The organism is Pokkaliibacter sp. MBI-7 (genome assembly GCF_029846635.1).
Lineage (GTDB): Bacteria > Pseudomonadota > Gammaproteobacteria > Pseudomonadales > Balneatricaceae > Pokkaliibacter.
This window is the reverse complement of sequence record NZ_JARVTG010000002.1, coordinates 2,009,664-2,023,302: the sequence shown is the minus strand read 5'-3', so window position 1 is coordinate 2,023,302 and position 13,639 is coordinate 2,009,664. Positions and strand designations below refer to the sequence as shown.

Annotated in this window: 11 protein-coding genes; 3 read left to right on the top strand and 8 right to left on the bottom strand. The window is 54.9% G+C overall.

Annotation, left to right across the window (positions count from 1 at the left end):
• Window positions 1-79: 79 nt before the first annotated feature.
• The 5 genes from QCD60_RS28930 to QCD60_RS28910 all read right to left on the bottom strand — a co-directional run bounded on the left by QCD60_RS28930 (window position 80) and on the right by QCD60_RS28910 (window position 5,726).
• Window positions 80-1,057 carry a peptide ABC transporter ATP-binding protein gene (locus QCD60_RS28930; protein ID WP_104153913.1) on the bottom strand — a complete coding sequence of 326 codons (978 nt, stop codon included), beginning with the start codon at window positions 1,055-1,057 and terminating at the stop codon, window positions 80-82.
• Window positions 1,054-2,043 carry a dipeptide ABC transporter ATP-binding protein gene (gene dppD, locus QCD60_RS28925; protein ID WP_279790799.1) on the bottom strand — a complete coding sequence of 330 codons (990 nt, stop codon included), beginning with the start codon at window positions 2,041-2,043 and terminating at the stop codon, window positions 1,054-1,056. Before dppD ends, QCD60_RS28930 begins: the two co-directional genes overlap by 4 nt.
• Window positions 2,044-2,052: 9 nt before the next feature.
• Window positions 2,053-2,958 (bottom strand): dipeptide ABC transporter permease DppC, encoded by a 906-nt coding sequence (dppC, locus tag QCD60_RS28920; RefSeq protein WP_104153911.1) that lies wholly within the window; start codon window positions 2,956-2,958, stop codon window positions 2,053-2,055.
• 15 nt (window positions 2,959-2,973) lie between these two features.
• Window positions 2,974-3,984 (bottom strand): ABC transporter permease subunit, encoded by a 1,011-nt coding sequence (locus tag QCD60_RS28915; RefSeq protein ID WP_104153910.1) that lies wholly within the window; start codon window positions 3,982-3,984, stop codon window positions 2,974-2,976.
• Window positions 3,985-4,136: 152 nt separating this feature from the next.
• A complete protein-coding gene (locus QCD60_RS28910; RefSeq protein ID WP_279790795.1) occupies window positions 4,137-5,726 on the bottom strand; it encodes an ABC transporter substrate-binding protein in 1,590 nt (529 codons plus the stop codon).
• 240 nt (window positions 5,727-5,966) lie between these two features.
• On the opposite strand from QCD60_RS28910, the gene rmuC reads away from it, so the two are divergent.
• On the top strand, window positions 5,967-7,634 hold the full coding sequence (gene rmuC, locus QCD60_RS28905) for a DNA recombination protein RmuC (protein ID WP_279790793.1): 1,668 nt from the start codon (window positions 5,967-5,969) through the stop codon (window positions 7,632-7,634).
• A gap of 53 nt (window positions 7,635-7,687) precedes the next feature.
• On the opposite strand, the gene QCD60_RS28900 is transcribed toward rmuC, so the two are convergent.
• Window positions 7,688-8,194 carry a GNAT family N-acetyltransferase gene (locus QCD60_RS28900; protein WP_279790791.1) on the bottom strand — a complete coding sequence of 169 codons (507 nt, stop codon included), beginning with the start codon at window positions 8,192-8,194 and terminating at the stop codon, window positions 7,688-7,690.
• A gap of 299 nt (window positions 8,195-8,493) precedes the next feature.
• Here QCD60_RS28900 and QCD60_RS28895 point away from each other — a divergent pair, with 299 nt between their 5' ends.
• Both QCD60_RS28895 and QCD60_RS28890 read left to right on the top strand, forming a co-directional pair.
• A complete protein-coding gene (locus QCD60_RS28895; RefSeq protein ID WP_279790789.1) occupies window positions 8,494-10,212 on the top strand; it encodes a potassium/proton antiporter in 1,719 nt (572 codons plus the stop codon).
• 16 nt (window positions 10,213-10,228) lie between these two features.
• Window positions 10,229-10,996, top strand: a complete 768-nt coding sequence (locus QCD60_RS28890) for a heparin lyase I family protein (RefSeq protein ID WP_279790786.1) — start codon at window positions 10,229-10,231, stop codon at window positions 10,994-10,996.
• Window positions 10,997-11,088: 92 nt separating this feature from the next.
• On the opposite strand, the gene pyk is transcribed toward QCD60_RS28890, so the two are convergent.
• Window positions 11,089-12,537 carry a pyruvate kinase gene (gene pyk / locus QCD60_RS28885; RefSeq protein WP_104153903.1) on the bottom strand — a complete coding sequence of 483 codons (1,449 nt, stop codon included), beginning with the start codon at window positions 12,535-12,537 and terminating at the stop codon, window positions 11,089-11,091.
• A gap of 27 nt (window positions 12,538-12,564) precedes the next feature.
• Window positions 12,565-13,578, bottom strand: a complete 1,014-nt coding sequence (gene gap / locus QCD60_RS28880) for a type I glyceraldehyde-3-phosphate dehydrogenase (protein ID WP_279790782.1) — start codon at window positions 13,576-13,578, stop codon at window positions 12,565-12,567.
• Window positions 13,579-13,639: the final 61 nt, after the last annotated feature.

The window sequence follows — 13,639 nt, the reverse complement described above, 5'->3', positions numbered from 1 at the left end:
TTTTGATGAGTGACTGGGTAAAAACACAAAAGCCGGGAAGATTCCCGGCTTTTGCTTACTACTGGCTGAGTCTCTGAGGCTAGAGTCGGCCTTCCTCCACGCCATGGCATGCAATCAGACGACCTTGCAGGCTTTGCAGCGGCGGTACCTCGCTCTTGCAACGATCCTGCACGAACTGGCAGCGGCCATGGAAAGGACAGCCAGCGGGCGGATTCAACGGTGAAGGCAGTTCGCCCAGCAGTTTCACCTTCTCAATCCGCTTGCTCGGGTCCAGTCGTGGGGTAGATGACAGCAGAGCGCGGGTATATGGATGGCGCGGATCATCAAAGATCGTCGCTGTTGGCCCTTTCTCCACGACCTTGCCCAGATACATCACCATCACTTCATCAGCAATATGCTCCACCACTGACAGATCGTGAGAGATGAAGATATAGCTGAGGCCCAGTTCATCCTGCAGATCCATCATCAGGTTCAGCACCTGTGCCTGAACCGACACGTCCAGTGCCGACACGGGCTCGTCAGCTACCACCACACTGGGGTTGAGCATCAGGCCACGGGCAATGGCGATACGCTGACGCTGGCCACCGGAGAACATGTGCGGATAGCGCTGATAATGTTCTTCCTTCAGGCCCACCTTGCGCATGATGGCCAGCGCCTTTTCCTTGCGCTCAGCCTTGGTCAGTGAGGTGTTGATCACCAGTGGTTCTTCCAGAATGGCACCAATTTTCTGACGCGGGTTCAGCGAGCCATAAGGGTTCTGGAAAATGATCTGGATTTTCTGCCGCAGTTGCGCCAGCTCCTGCTTGCTGGCACCGCTGACATCCTTGCCATCCAGCATCAGCTGACCTGCGGTGGGCTGCTCGATCAGCGTCAGCAGTTTGGCCAGTGTCGACTTGCCACAACCTGATTCGCCGACCACGGCCAGCGTCTTGCCCCGCTCGACACGGAAGGAAACGCCGTCCAGTGCTTTGACCGTGGCGTGAGGTTTAAACGGGCCCTGACGTACGTCGTAATGACGTTTCAGATCGCGGGCTTCCAACAGGATCGGTTCGCTCATACTGCCGGGCTCCCCTCATCATTCAGCGGATAAAAACATTTCACCATGCGTGCGCTGTTACCCGGATAGGGCTGCAGGCCTGGTTCTTCCTTACGGCAGCGATCAGTGGCATAGGGGCAACGCGGGTTGAGCAGACAGCCCTGCGGGCGGTCATGCTTGCCGGGCACTACGCCGGGTAACGCCTGCAACCGTGAGTCGCCGGCAGAGTGCTCTGGCAGAGAGCGCAGCAACGCCTGGGTGTAGGGGTGGCGCGGGGTGACGAACAGCTGATCGGCAGGGGCCATTTCGACGATCTGACCGGCATACATCACCACAATACGGTTGGCGACTTCAGCCACTAGTGCCAGATCATGCGTAATCAGGATCAGGCCCATGCCCCGGGCTTTCTGCAGATTCACCAGCAGATCAATGATCTGTGCCTGAATGGTGACATCCAGCGCGGTGGTCGGTTCATCCGCAATCAGCAGCCGTGGATTGCAGGCGATGGCCATGGCAATCATCATGCGCTGGCTCATACCGCCAGACAGCTGGTGGGGGTAGTTGTCAAAACGGCTTTCTGGTGCCGGAATACCGACCTGCTTGAGCAGCTCAATAGCACGTGCTTTCAACTCTTTCTTGCTGCCTCCACCATGCACTTTCAGGGCTTCGACTATCTGGTAGCCGACGGTGAAGCAGGGGTTCAGGCTGGTCATCGGGTCCTGAAAGATCATGGCGATATCATCACCGGTGATCTTGCGGCGGGCTTTGGCTGACAGGCTGAGCAGGTCACTGCCATCGAATGTCAGCTCATCGGCCTTGACCTTACCCGGGTAGTCGATAAGACCCATGACCGACAGGGAGCTGACGCTCTTGCCTGAGCCAGACTCACCGACGATACCGAGCACTTCGCCCTCATCCACGGTGTAACTGATACGGTCAACGGCGCGGAAAGGGTTATCACCCTCACCGAAGGTGACCGTGAGGTTCTTGATGCTGAGTAATGCCACGGTGCCTCCTTAGTGCTTCAGCTTGGGATCAAGGGCATCACGGAGACCGTCGCCCATCAGGTTGAATGCCAGTACGGTCAGCAGGATCATCAGGCCGGGGAAGGTCACAACCCACCAGGCACGTTGAACGAACTGCAGCGCATCAGCCAGCATGGAACCCCACTCCGGAGTAGGAGGCTGGGCACCCAGACCCAGGAAGCCAAGGGCCGCCATGTCCAGTACCGCACTGGAGAAGCCCAGTGTTGCCTGTACGATGAGCGGTGGTAAGCAGTTGGGAAGCAAAGTGATGAACATCAGGCGCAGCGGGCCAGCGCCCACGACACGGGCAGAGGTCACGTAGTCCCGGCTGATTTCCGCCAGAGCGGCGGCACGAGTCAGGCGAACATAGTGCGGCAGTGACACGATGGCAATCGCCAGTGAGGAGTTGAGCAGGCTTGGGCCAAGAATGGCGACGATGGCGATGGCCAGCAGCAGGCTCGGCAAAGCCAGCATGATATCGACCAGACGCATGATGGCCACTTCCACAACACCGCGGAAATAGGCGGCCAGCAGGCCCAGCACGATGCCGACCGACAGTGACAGTACGACTACTGAACAGCCGATCATCAATGACAGGCGCGCGCCATAAATCAGGCGGGTAAGAATATCGCGGCCGACATCATCGGTGCCTAGGATAAATTCCCAGCTGCCGCCTTCCTGCCAGACTGGCGGTTGCAGCAGGGCATTGCGGAATTGTTCAAACGGCGAATGCGGGGCGACCAGCTCTGCCAGGCAGGCGACCACCATAATGGCGACAATAAACCACAGACCGACCAGGGCACCCTTGTTGGTCCGGAAATAGCTCCAGAACTCACGCAGGGGTGAGGGTGGCTGATTGGCCTGAACAGTGTTTCTAGTCAGGGTGGATTCACTCATCAGCTGTACCCTTCGTTACTTGTTATGGCGGATGCGCGGGTTGACCACGCCATACAGAATGTCCACCAGCAGATTCACCAGAATGATCAGGGTGGCAACGATAAGAATGCCGCCCTGAACCACGGGATAGTCGCGGCGGTGGATGGCTTCGATCAGCCATTTGCCGACGCCGGGCCAGGCGAAGATGGTTTCCGTCAGGATCGCACCTGCCAGCAAAGTGCCGACTTGCAAGCCGATAACGGTGATTACGGGGATGAGGGCATTACGCAACGCGTGGATAAAAATGACGCGTTTGGGGGCCAGCCCCTTGGCACGGGCGGTACGAATATAGTCTTCACCCAGTACTTCCAGCATGGAGGAGCGGGTCATACGTGCAATAACCGCCAGCGGAATGGTGCCGAGCACAATACTGGGCAATATCAGGTGGCTGAGGGTGGAGAGGAACGCACCCTTGTCGTCCGACAGCAGGGAGTCAATCAGCATAAAACCGGTGACATCATCGACCCAGTAGGTCACATCAATCCTGCCGGAAACAGGCGTCCAGCCAAGATTGACCGAGAACACCAGCATCAATAGCAGTGCCCACCAGAAAATAGGCATTGAATATCCGGTGAGGGAAATCGTCATTACAGAATGGTCGAAGACCGAGCCGCGTTTGACTGCAGCCAGAATGCCGGCAGGCAAACCAATGATGATGGCAAACAGCGTGGCGCAGAGTGACAGTTCAACAGTGGCGGGGAACAGGGTCAAAAACTCATGCAGCACCGGTTCACGGGTACTGATCGAGGTGCCCAGATTGCCTCGCAGAACATCGGCAATGTAATGCATGTATTGCACCAGAATGGGCTGGTCCAGGCCCATTTGCGCCATCAGCATGGCGTGGCGGGCAGGGTCAACACCACGCTCACCGGCAAGCAGTTCGATCGGATCACCCGGAATCAGGCGGATCAGAAAAAAGGTCAGGAGGGTAATCCCGATAAAGGTCGGCACCACTAGAAGCAGGCGCCTGAATATGAATTGCAGCATAGTTACATCCGACGATTGCAGAAGAGCCCGCCTTCTATCACTGCGGTAGCAGCAACATCAGGCAGGCTTTTCCTGTACTAACCTGTTGGCGGATCCCAGATAAAAAAAGGCATGGCTTGCACAAGCCATGCCTTCCTTTGCCTGGTAGTGGATTACTCTACGCTGACGCCGTAGAAGATGTGTCCGCCAAACGGGTCGATCTTATAGTCTTTAACTTCCTTACGGACGGGTTCAAAGACTACGGAGTGCGCGATGGTTGCCCATGGCGCTTCACGCTTGAATACTACCTGAGCCTGTTTGTACAGTTCAGTACGTTTGGCCTGATCGGAGACCTGTTTGGCCTGATTGATCAGGTCGTCAAACTCCTGATTACACCACTGGGCACGGTTTGAGCCGCCGACAGCGGCACAACCCAGCAGTACGCTCAGGAAGTTATCGGGGTCACCATTGTCACCGGTCCAGCCCAGCATGAACGCATCCTGCTCACCTTCTTTGGTGCGCTTCAGATACTCCCCCCACTCATAGCTGACAATCTTGGCTTTAACGCCAATTTTGGCCCAGTCTGCCTGGATCATTTCTGCCATACGACGGGCGTTGGGGTTGTAAGGACGCTGTACTGGCATAGCCCAGATAGTGGTCTCGAAGCCGTCAGGATAGCCCGCTTCGGCCAGCATTTTCTTGGCCTGTTCGGGATCATACGGATCGTCAACGGTATCTTCGTTGTAAGACCAGATGGTAGGGGGCAGCGGGTTCTTGGCTACCTGACCAGCACCCTGATATACCGCCTCCAGAATGGCTGACTTGTTGATCGCGGCATTCAGCGCCTTACGCACTTCAGTTTTGGCCATGGGGCCTTTCTTGGTGTTGTAACCCAGATAACCCACGTTCAGACCCGCCTGAGTCATCAGGTTGATATTGGCGTCTTTCTTCATTTCCGCCAGATCAGCCGGGTTGGGATAAGGCATGACCTGACACTCACCCGCTTTCAGCTTGGCGTAACGCACAGAGGCATCGGGGGTGATGGAGAAGATCAGCTTGTCGATCTTGGGCGCGCCCTGCCAGTAGTCCTTGTTGCCTACGTAGCGAATGACGGAGTCTTTCTGATACTGAACAAACTGGAAGGGGCCAGTACCGATAGGATCCATATCGATCTTCTCGGGAGTGCCCGCTTTCATCATGTTGTCGGCATATTCCTTGGACATGATGGAGGCGAAGTCCATGGCGATGTCAGCCAGGAAGGGGGCTTCCGGATGAGTCAGGGTGAACTTGACGGTATAGTCGTCCACCTTCTCGATGCTTTTCAGCAGGTTACCCATGTCCATGGCATCGAAGTATTCATAAGTGCCGTTGGAAACGCTGTGGAACGGATCATCCTTCTTCCACTGACGGTTGAAGGAAAACAATACGTCGTCGGCGTTGAAATCACGGGTTGGCTTGAACAGCTTGGATGTATGGAATTTCACACCTTTGCGCAGATGGAAGGTATATACCGTGCCATCTTCGGAGATGTCCCAGCTTTCAGCGAGGCCTGGAACGATAGTGGTAGTACCGCGCTCGAACTCGACCAGTTTGTCGAAGATGTTCTTGGAAGTGGCGTCGAAGGTAGTACCAGAGGTGTAGAACTGCGGGTTGAAGCCTTCTGGGCTTCCTTCCGAGCAATAGACCAGGGTTGAAGCCTGAGCTGCCGTGGCCATGGCGGCGGCCAGAGCGGTGGCGGCGAAAACGGCTAAACCTCGCTTCATTGTAATACTCCTTAGCTAAACAGGATCTCTGTCAGTAGTGGTTAAGGATGTTGGTTTTTATCAGGCATGCCGAAGGTATGCGTTGTTTTTATTTGACTTTCGCGTTTGAGATCACGAGCAAGTTGAGGATACTAGACACAGTGATCTGCTTTTGTAAACACTTAAGCGAAAAGGATTCACATACATTGAAAAAAACAGGTCGCACCCAGAAACAAGTGCAGTTAAGGGTTTAGATGCAAAATGCCTATCTTGCAAGGTAGTTTTCCAGTCGGTTTGATTCTGCTGGGGTTGGGTATTTTTCTTGCCGGCTGGCTGGTAGCCAGCGCGATTGCCCGCCGTCAGTTTGTGCTGCAGCGCAATGCCTGGGAGCAGCAATGGCAAACGGCTTCTGAACGTTTTCAGGAGGATCAGCACCGTTCCCAGCAACAACTGAGTGAGTTCAGAGAAGAGCGCCAGGCGTTGCAACTTTCGCTTGAGCGGCACAGGCAGGAATTGCGCGACAAGGGGGAGCGGATCATTGCCCTGCAGAGTGATCGCCAGCGGTTGGGTGATCGCCTTGACGAGCTGCGAGAGCGCTTTGACGATGCCGAGGTACAACTGCGTGAGGTGCAGGAGGAAAAGCATCGTGCTGACACCGAACTGGCCCAGTCGCGCGAACGGCTGCTGCATTTCCAGCAGACCCAGCAGGAGCTGACGCAGCTTCGTCAGCATCACGAGCAGCGGCTGCAGCAGCTGACCGATGCGGAAGCAACCATTCGTGAGCTGAATACCCGTATGACCGCAGAGCAACGCCAGCATGAGGAAAAGCTGGCTCTGCTACAGCGTGCTGAAGAACAGCTTAAACAGCAGTTTGAGAATCTCGCACAGCGTATCTTCCACTCCAGTGCCGAGCGATTTACACAGCAGAACAAATCCCAGCTGGATGGATTGATCGCTCCTCTGAAAGAGCAGTTGGGAGAGTTCAAGCGTCAGGTGCAGGATACCTATGAAAAAGAGGCGTTCGAGCGACGCACTCTGCGCCATGAAATAGGTACGCTGAAAGAGTTGAATCAGCGTATGAGTGAAGAAGCGCTGAACCTGACGCGTGCTCTGAAGGGCGATAAAAAGCTGCAGGGCAACTGGGGGGAGATGATTCTGTCCCGTGTGCTATCGGAGTCCGGGTTACGAGAGGGGCATGAATATCACACGCAGGTCGCGCTGAAGAGTATTGATGGTAAAGGTTATCAGCCTGATGTAATCGTCCATCTGCCAGACGAGAAAGACATCATTATCGATGCCAAAGTGTCTCTGGTTGATTACGAAACCTACCACAGCAGCGAGGACGAGCTGATTCGGCAGGAGGCGCTGAGGCGGCACTGTCAGGCGCTGCGCAATCATATCAGAGGCCTGGGGGCCAAGGACTATCAGAACCTCAAGGGAATCCGCACGCTGGACTACGTGCTGATGTTCATTCCCATTGAAGCGGCCTTTCTCACCGCCATTGAGCATGACCCCGATCTGTTCCAGTTCGGGCTGGAGAACAACATTCTATTGGTCAGTCCAACTAACCTGTTGGTAGTGCTGAGAACCATCAATCACATCTGGCAATACGAGAAGCAGAACCGCAACGCGCAGATTATTGCCGCACAAGCCGCTGATTTATATGACAAGTTGCGTGGTTTTGCAGAAGACATGTTGCGTCTGGGGCAGGAGCTTAACCAGAGTCAGGCGGCGTATCAGAAAGCCATGAACAAGTTTTCCGAAGGGCGGGGCAATCTGGTCAGCCGTGCACAGCGTTTCGTTGAGCTGGGTGCCAAGCCCAGCAAACTGATGCCGGTAGAGCTGCTTGATATGGCGGAGATGCAGTTTGATGACGATGCTGAGGTGGCGGGCATCACTGAGGCAGATGCGGGCTCTGACCTGAATTGAGAGGCTTTAGATGCTGCCTGCCTGTCAGCAGGCAGCATAAGGATGCTGACCGCTTATTCTGTTTCTTCTTTATATACCGTCATGCCACGCGCTTTATAGTTGGCCAGAGCGCCCGGGTGGTCCAGCGTGCAGGTGTGCACCCATACCCGATGGGCGCCCAGTGACCAGGCGGACTCAATCGCATGGCTGAGGAAGTAACCACCCAGCCCTGCGCCTGTGAAGGTGTCGACCAAACCAAAATAGCCAATCTCTACATCACCTTCAGCCTGTACATGTAGCTCATAGTAACCGGCAATGGCGCCGTTCTTATAGGCGACCCAGGTGTGTACGTTGCACTCCTCCAGGTACTGTTGCCACTGCCTTTCGCTCCAGACCAGTTTGTCGGTCCATTGCCATGGCTTGCCCACCAATGAGTACAGGAAGGAGTTAAATGCAGGCTGTGGAATGCCAACCTTCTCTACCCGGAAATCCTGAGCCGGGTTGCTCTTGCTGCGTAACTGAGACGGCTCACGCATTTCCAGATAATAGGTGGTTACTACGGAGGTACTGGTGTCAGTCATGGCGTTTCCTGAAGGTTTTTCGATCACTGTGGAACAACTGCGGGTGCAATAGTTTGAAAAGGTGATCAGCAGTTAAAAACAGTAAAGTGTGTAACAGCCTAACTCAAAGTAATGAGCTGACTCATGAGTAGTTCTCCTGAGCTGCCAGATATTTGATGATAACAGCAGCATTGGGTGGTCCTTGAGCGGACTGCTGACAACCGGGAGCGACTGCGGCTACCTGCTTTGTAGTGATGTATTACCAATTTTCATGGTAAGACCAATTTTATGTTCTGTTGTTATGGGAGTGTCCGCAGGGAATGACTGCTTCAACCTTGCTATTGATTGGCGCGATGATGATTACCCTCAGTATCTTGCTGAGTCCGTTGTCAAACCGCCTCGGTGTGCCGGTGCTATTGCTGTTTCTCGTCGTCGGCATGCTGTCGGGAGAGGAAGGGCCGGGCGGAATTCAGTTTAACGACGTCAACACCTCTTTTCTGGTCGGTAACCTCGCCCTGGCCATTATTCTGCTGGATGGCGGGATGCGCACCCGGGTTGCGACATTCCGCGTTGGGCTCAAGCCTGCACTGATGCTGGCCACCTTTGGGGTTGTCATCACAGCTGTCATTACGGGTCTGGTAGCGATGTGGGTGTTTCATCTGTCGCTACTGTCAGGGCTTCTGATTGGTACCATGGTGTCGTCTACCGATGCCGCTGTCGTGTTCGCCTTATTGCAGGGCAAGGGGCTCAATTTAAACGAGCGTGTCGGCGCCACGCTGGAAATTGAGTCAGGCAGTAACGACCCTATGGCGATCTTTCTCACTATGCTGCTGATCAGTCTGATTGGTGAAGCGGGGCATGTGGGATGGTTTGATTCCGCCCTGTTGCTGATCAAGCAGTTTGGCATCGGTGTGGTTGCCGGTGCAGCTGCCGGGTATGTGCTTGCCTGGCTGATCATGAATGTCACGCTGACTCTGGCGTTGTACCCGCTATTGGTCACGGCGTTCGGTCTGGTGGTGTTTTCTGCGACCAATGAACTGGGGGGGAGCGGTTTCCTCGCGATCTATCTGTGTGGGGTGGTGGTAGGTAATCGTAAGCTGAAAGTGCTGCAAGACATTCTGCATGTGCATGATGGGCTGGCGTGGCTGGCTCAGCTGGTGCTTTTCCTGATACTCGGTCTGCTGGTGACGCCATCCAATCTGCTGGTTGTGGCGCCGGGAGCACTGCTGATTGCCCTGGTGCTGACATTCTTTGCGCGACCGTTGTCGGTGTGGCTTGGCTTGCTGCCATTCCACTTTCGCTGGCGGGAGGTGGTATTCATCTCCTGGGTGGGCTTGCGTGGCGCTGTACCTATTGTGCTGGCGCTGTTTCCCTTCATGGCGGGAGTGCAGGAAGCCTACCTGATGTTCAACGTGGCCTTTGTGGTCGTGCTGTTCTCGCTGATTATTCAGGGCTCCTCTCTGTCTACCGTAGCGCGCTGGCTGAAGCTGGAGGTGCCTGCTGCTTATCAGGCCGAGCGGGTTTATCCTCTGGATCTGAAAGAAGCAGGTGATTTTGAGCTCTATGTGTTCAGGTTGCGTGGCAAACGCTGGCAGACGCCCCGGTTTCTGCGTGATCTGGCGCTGCCCAAGGCCACAGGCGTAGCGGCTGTGTTTCGTGATGGACGATACCTGCCTGTGGCACCTGAGCTTGCGGTGAAGGAGGAAGATCTTCTGGCTCTGGTGGCGCAGGAAAATGATCTGCCTAAGTTGAGTGAGCGCCTGACGGCAGAGCAGAAGTCGCAATATCTACAGGAGCTGGATTTCTTCGGTGAGTTCCTGCTCAACGGAGATGCTCGTCTGTCAGATGTTCAGCAGGCTTATGGCGTGACCGTGCCAGATGCTGATCCTGCCATGACGCTGTCTGAATGTATTATTAGCCGATTCCATGGGCATCCTGTCGTGGGGGATAAGTTGGAGCTGGGGTCTGTCACCCTTATTGTTAAAGGGGTGAGTGGTGATCAGGTGACCTCGGTTGGTCTGAAGCTAAACGCATTTTAAGGGAAAGGAAGAGCGAATGTTGTTCAGATGGCGCTGGTTATGGCTTGGATGTCTTGGTGTAGCAACCCTGGCTCAGGCCGATGGTGAGATCTTGCACAAGCGCAATGCGGATTTTGCACAGCCCGGTACCTTTGACAAGGGTTCTGTCGGTTACTGGAATCAAAAGCGTCTGGTGGATGGCGAGGCCTTCGTGATCAGACGTAATGTGCATGGAGAGCCGTGGGCAGGTTGCTTCTCTATCTCTCCATCCGACCCGAAAATCTCAGACGGCCTCAGGGCGGAACTTCGTGACCTCTACGTCGCGTCGCCTGACGAGGCCATTCAATATCGTTTTAATACCTATGTTCCGGCTGCGCCCGTGTTTGATGGCTTGCCGCGTCTGGTGCTGGCGCAGTGGCATGATCGTAAAGAGGATGGCGAGCGAGCCCAGCGTCCTCCGTTATCGCTGCGTGTTATCGATGGCCAGTTAAAGCTGATGGTATGGAACGATGAGGTCTGGAAGCAGCAGGGGCCAAACGGTGATGGTCTGGTTATCTATAGTCAGCCGGTCGGCAGCAAGCCCATGTGGCTGGAGCAGGTCTACAAAGTACGCTGGAGTGCGAATGGCAATGGGCGAGTAGAAGTGTGGTGGAATGGGCATCGTGTAGCCGATTATCGGGGGGCCATTGGTTATGGCGATGACAGCTTCGGGCCCTACTTTAAGTTTGGTGTATATACCACGCACGCGTTGGCGCGGCAGGTCGATATCTGTCATAGCGACTATCAACGTTCCCGCTGGAATTAGTATTCGCTGTAACAGGCATATCGCTCAAAACACCCATGAAAAAGCGGCTCGAAAGCCGCTTTTTGTTTTCTGAACAGGTACCTGAAGTGCTGTTACTGTGACAGTACTTCTCGTGGGCACAGTACTTTCAGGGTATTGGTGCCACCCTGTTGCCACATGATATTGCCTTTGGTGAGGATGATGACGTCATCCATGGCAATCAGCCCTTTACGGACCAGCATTTCACAGACCTCACGTAGAATCTGTTCTTCTGACAGGTCTTTGGCATCGTAGAACAGTGGCTTGACGCCACGGTACAGCGCCATTTTCTGCAGAGGACGCAGATTATGCGACAGGGCATAAATGGGCAGACCTGAGCTGATGCGCGACATCCAGTGTGGAGTAGAGCCTGATTCTGTCAGGCTGACGATAGCTTTCACTCCCTGCAGATGGTTAGCCATGTACATGGCTGACATGGCGATTGCTTCATCCTTACGTTTGAAGGTGCCATCCATACGATGCTTGGACTTGTAGGCGCTCGGGTGTTGTTCAGCACCCAGGCACGCACGCGCCATGGCTTGTACGGTTTCCACAGGGTAGGCGCCTGCTGCTGTTTCAGCAGACAGCATCACTGCGTCGGTGCCGTCCAGAACGGCGTTGGCGACGTCCATAACCTCTGCCCGGGTAGGCATTGGGCTCTGGATCATCGACTCCATCATCTGGGTGGCAGTGATCACCATGCGGTCCAGTGTGCGGGCACGAGAGATAAGGTGCTTCTGTACACCGACCAGACGAGCGTCGCCAATCTCAACGCCGAGATCACCACGAGCCACCATGACTGCATCGGAAGCAATGATGATCTGATCCAGTACGTTGTAGTCATTGACGGCATCGGCGCGCTCGATCTTGGCAACAATTCCTGCTTCACTGCCTGCAGACTGCAGCAGACGACGTGCTTCTTCTATATCACCTGCGCAGCGCGGGAAAGAGACGGCAACGTAATCCAGATCCAGCTCGGCAGCCAGAACGATATCGCGACGGTCTTTGTCGGTCAGAGCAGGAGCGGACAGGCCACCACCTTCACGGTTGATGCCCTTGTTGTTGGAGAGCTTGCCGCCTACCTCGACCTTGCAGTGCATGGCCGTACCTTCAATATGTTCTACCCGCAGTACGACGCGGCCATCGTCCAGCAGCAGGCGGTCGCCCTTGCGGCAGTCTTCAGCCAGTTCCTTGTAGTCAACGCCTACACGGGTTGCGTCGCCAGCGTCACGGTCGAGGCTGGTATCAAGGATGAAGTCCTGATTCACCTTCAGGGTGACAGGGCCATCCTTGAAGCGGGCTACTCGAATTTTCGGGCCCTGCAAGTCACCCAGAATGGCAACATGGCAGTCAAGCTCTGCAGCGGTCTTGCGAACCAGCTCCGCACGCTGGCGGTGTTCGTCAGGGCTGCCATGAGAGAAGTTCAAGCGGACAACATTGACGCCAGCGCTGATCAGCTGACGCAGGACGTCAGGGCTTTCACTGGCTGGGCCTAAGGTGGCAACTATTTTGGTACGGCGCATAAGTCCACTCTCTATTAGCTAATAGGCTTACTTGGCTGACATCAGAGCCAGAGTGTTGTCCAGCATCCGGTTGGAGAAGCCCCACTCGTTGTCGTACCAGGCCAACACCTTCACCAGATTGCCGTTGACGCGGGTCTGGGTGGCGTCGAAGGAAGAAGAACGGGGGCAGTGATTGAAGTCGATGGATACCAGAGGCAGCTCATTGTACCCCAGTACGCCAAGTTTACCCATTTCACCAGCGGCGGCTTCACGGATGATGCTGTTGATCTCATCCTTGGAAGTGTCACGCTTGGCTACAAACGTCAGGTCAACAACAGAGACGTTGATAGTGGGAACACGCACGGCGAAGCCATCAAGACGGCCTTTCAGCTCGGGCAGTACCAGACCTACTGCAGCGGCAGCCCCTGTTTTGGTGGGGATCATGGACTGAGTGGCTGAACGGGCGCGATAGATGTCAGAGTGATAAACATCACTCAGATTCTGGTCATTAGTGTAGGCGTGGATGGTCGTCATCAGGCCGTTCTCGATGCCGATGGTATTATTCAGCGCTTTGGCAACAGGAGCCAGACAGTTGGTGGTGCAGGAGGCGTTGGAGATGATGGTGTGTTCAGCGGTCAGAATGTCATGGTTAACGCCGTAAACTACGGTCGCATCGACATCTGTACCGGGGGCGGAAATGATCACTTTCTTCGCGCCCGCCTGCAGGTGCAGTGCAGCTTTTTCGCGAGAAGTGAACAGGCCGGTGCATTCATAGACGACATCGATGTTCAGTTCGCCCCATTTCAGTTTGGCGGGGTCACGTTCTGAAGAGATAGTGATCGCATCGCCATTAACATACAGCGTGCTGCCTTCAGCCCTGACTTCACCCGCAAAGCGGCCATGAACAGAGTCAAACTGGGTCAGATGGGCATTGATCTTGGCGTCGCCCAGGTCGTTGATGGCCACAACCTGAATGCGATCACGATAGCCGTTCTCGTACAGTGCGCGCAGCACATTACGACCAATACGACCATAACCGTTGATAGCTACTCGAATAGTCACAACTTATTCCTCGCAAGGTAGAACTTAATGCTTTAATTATTTGTAAGAACATTACATCAAT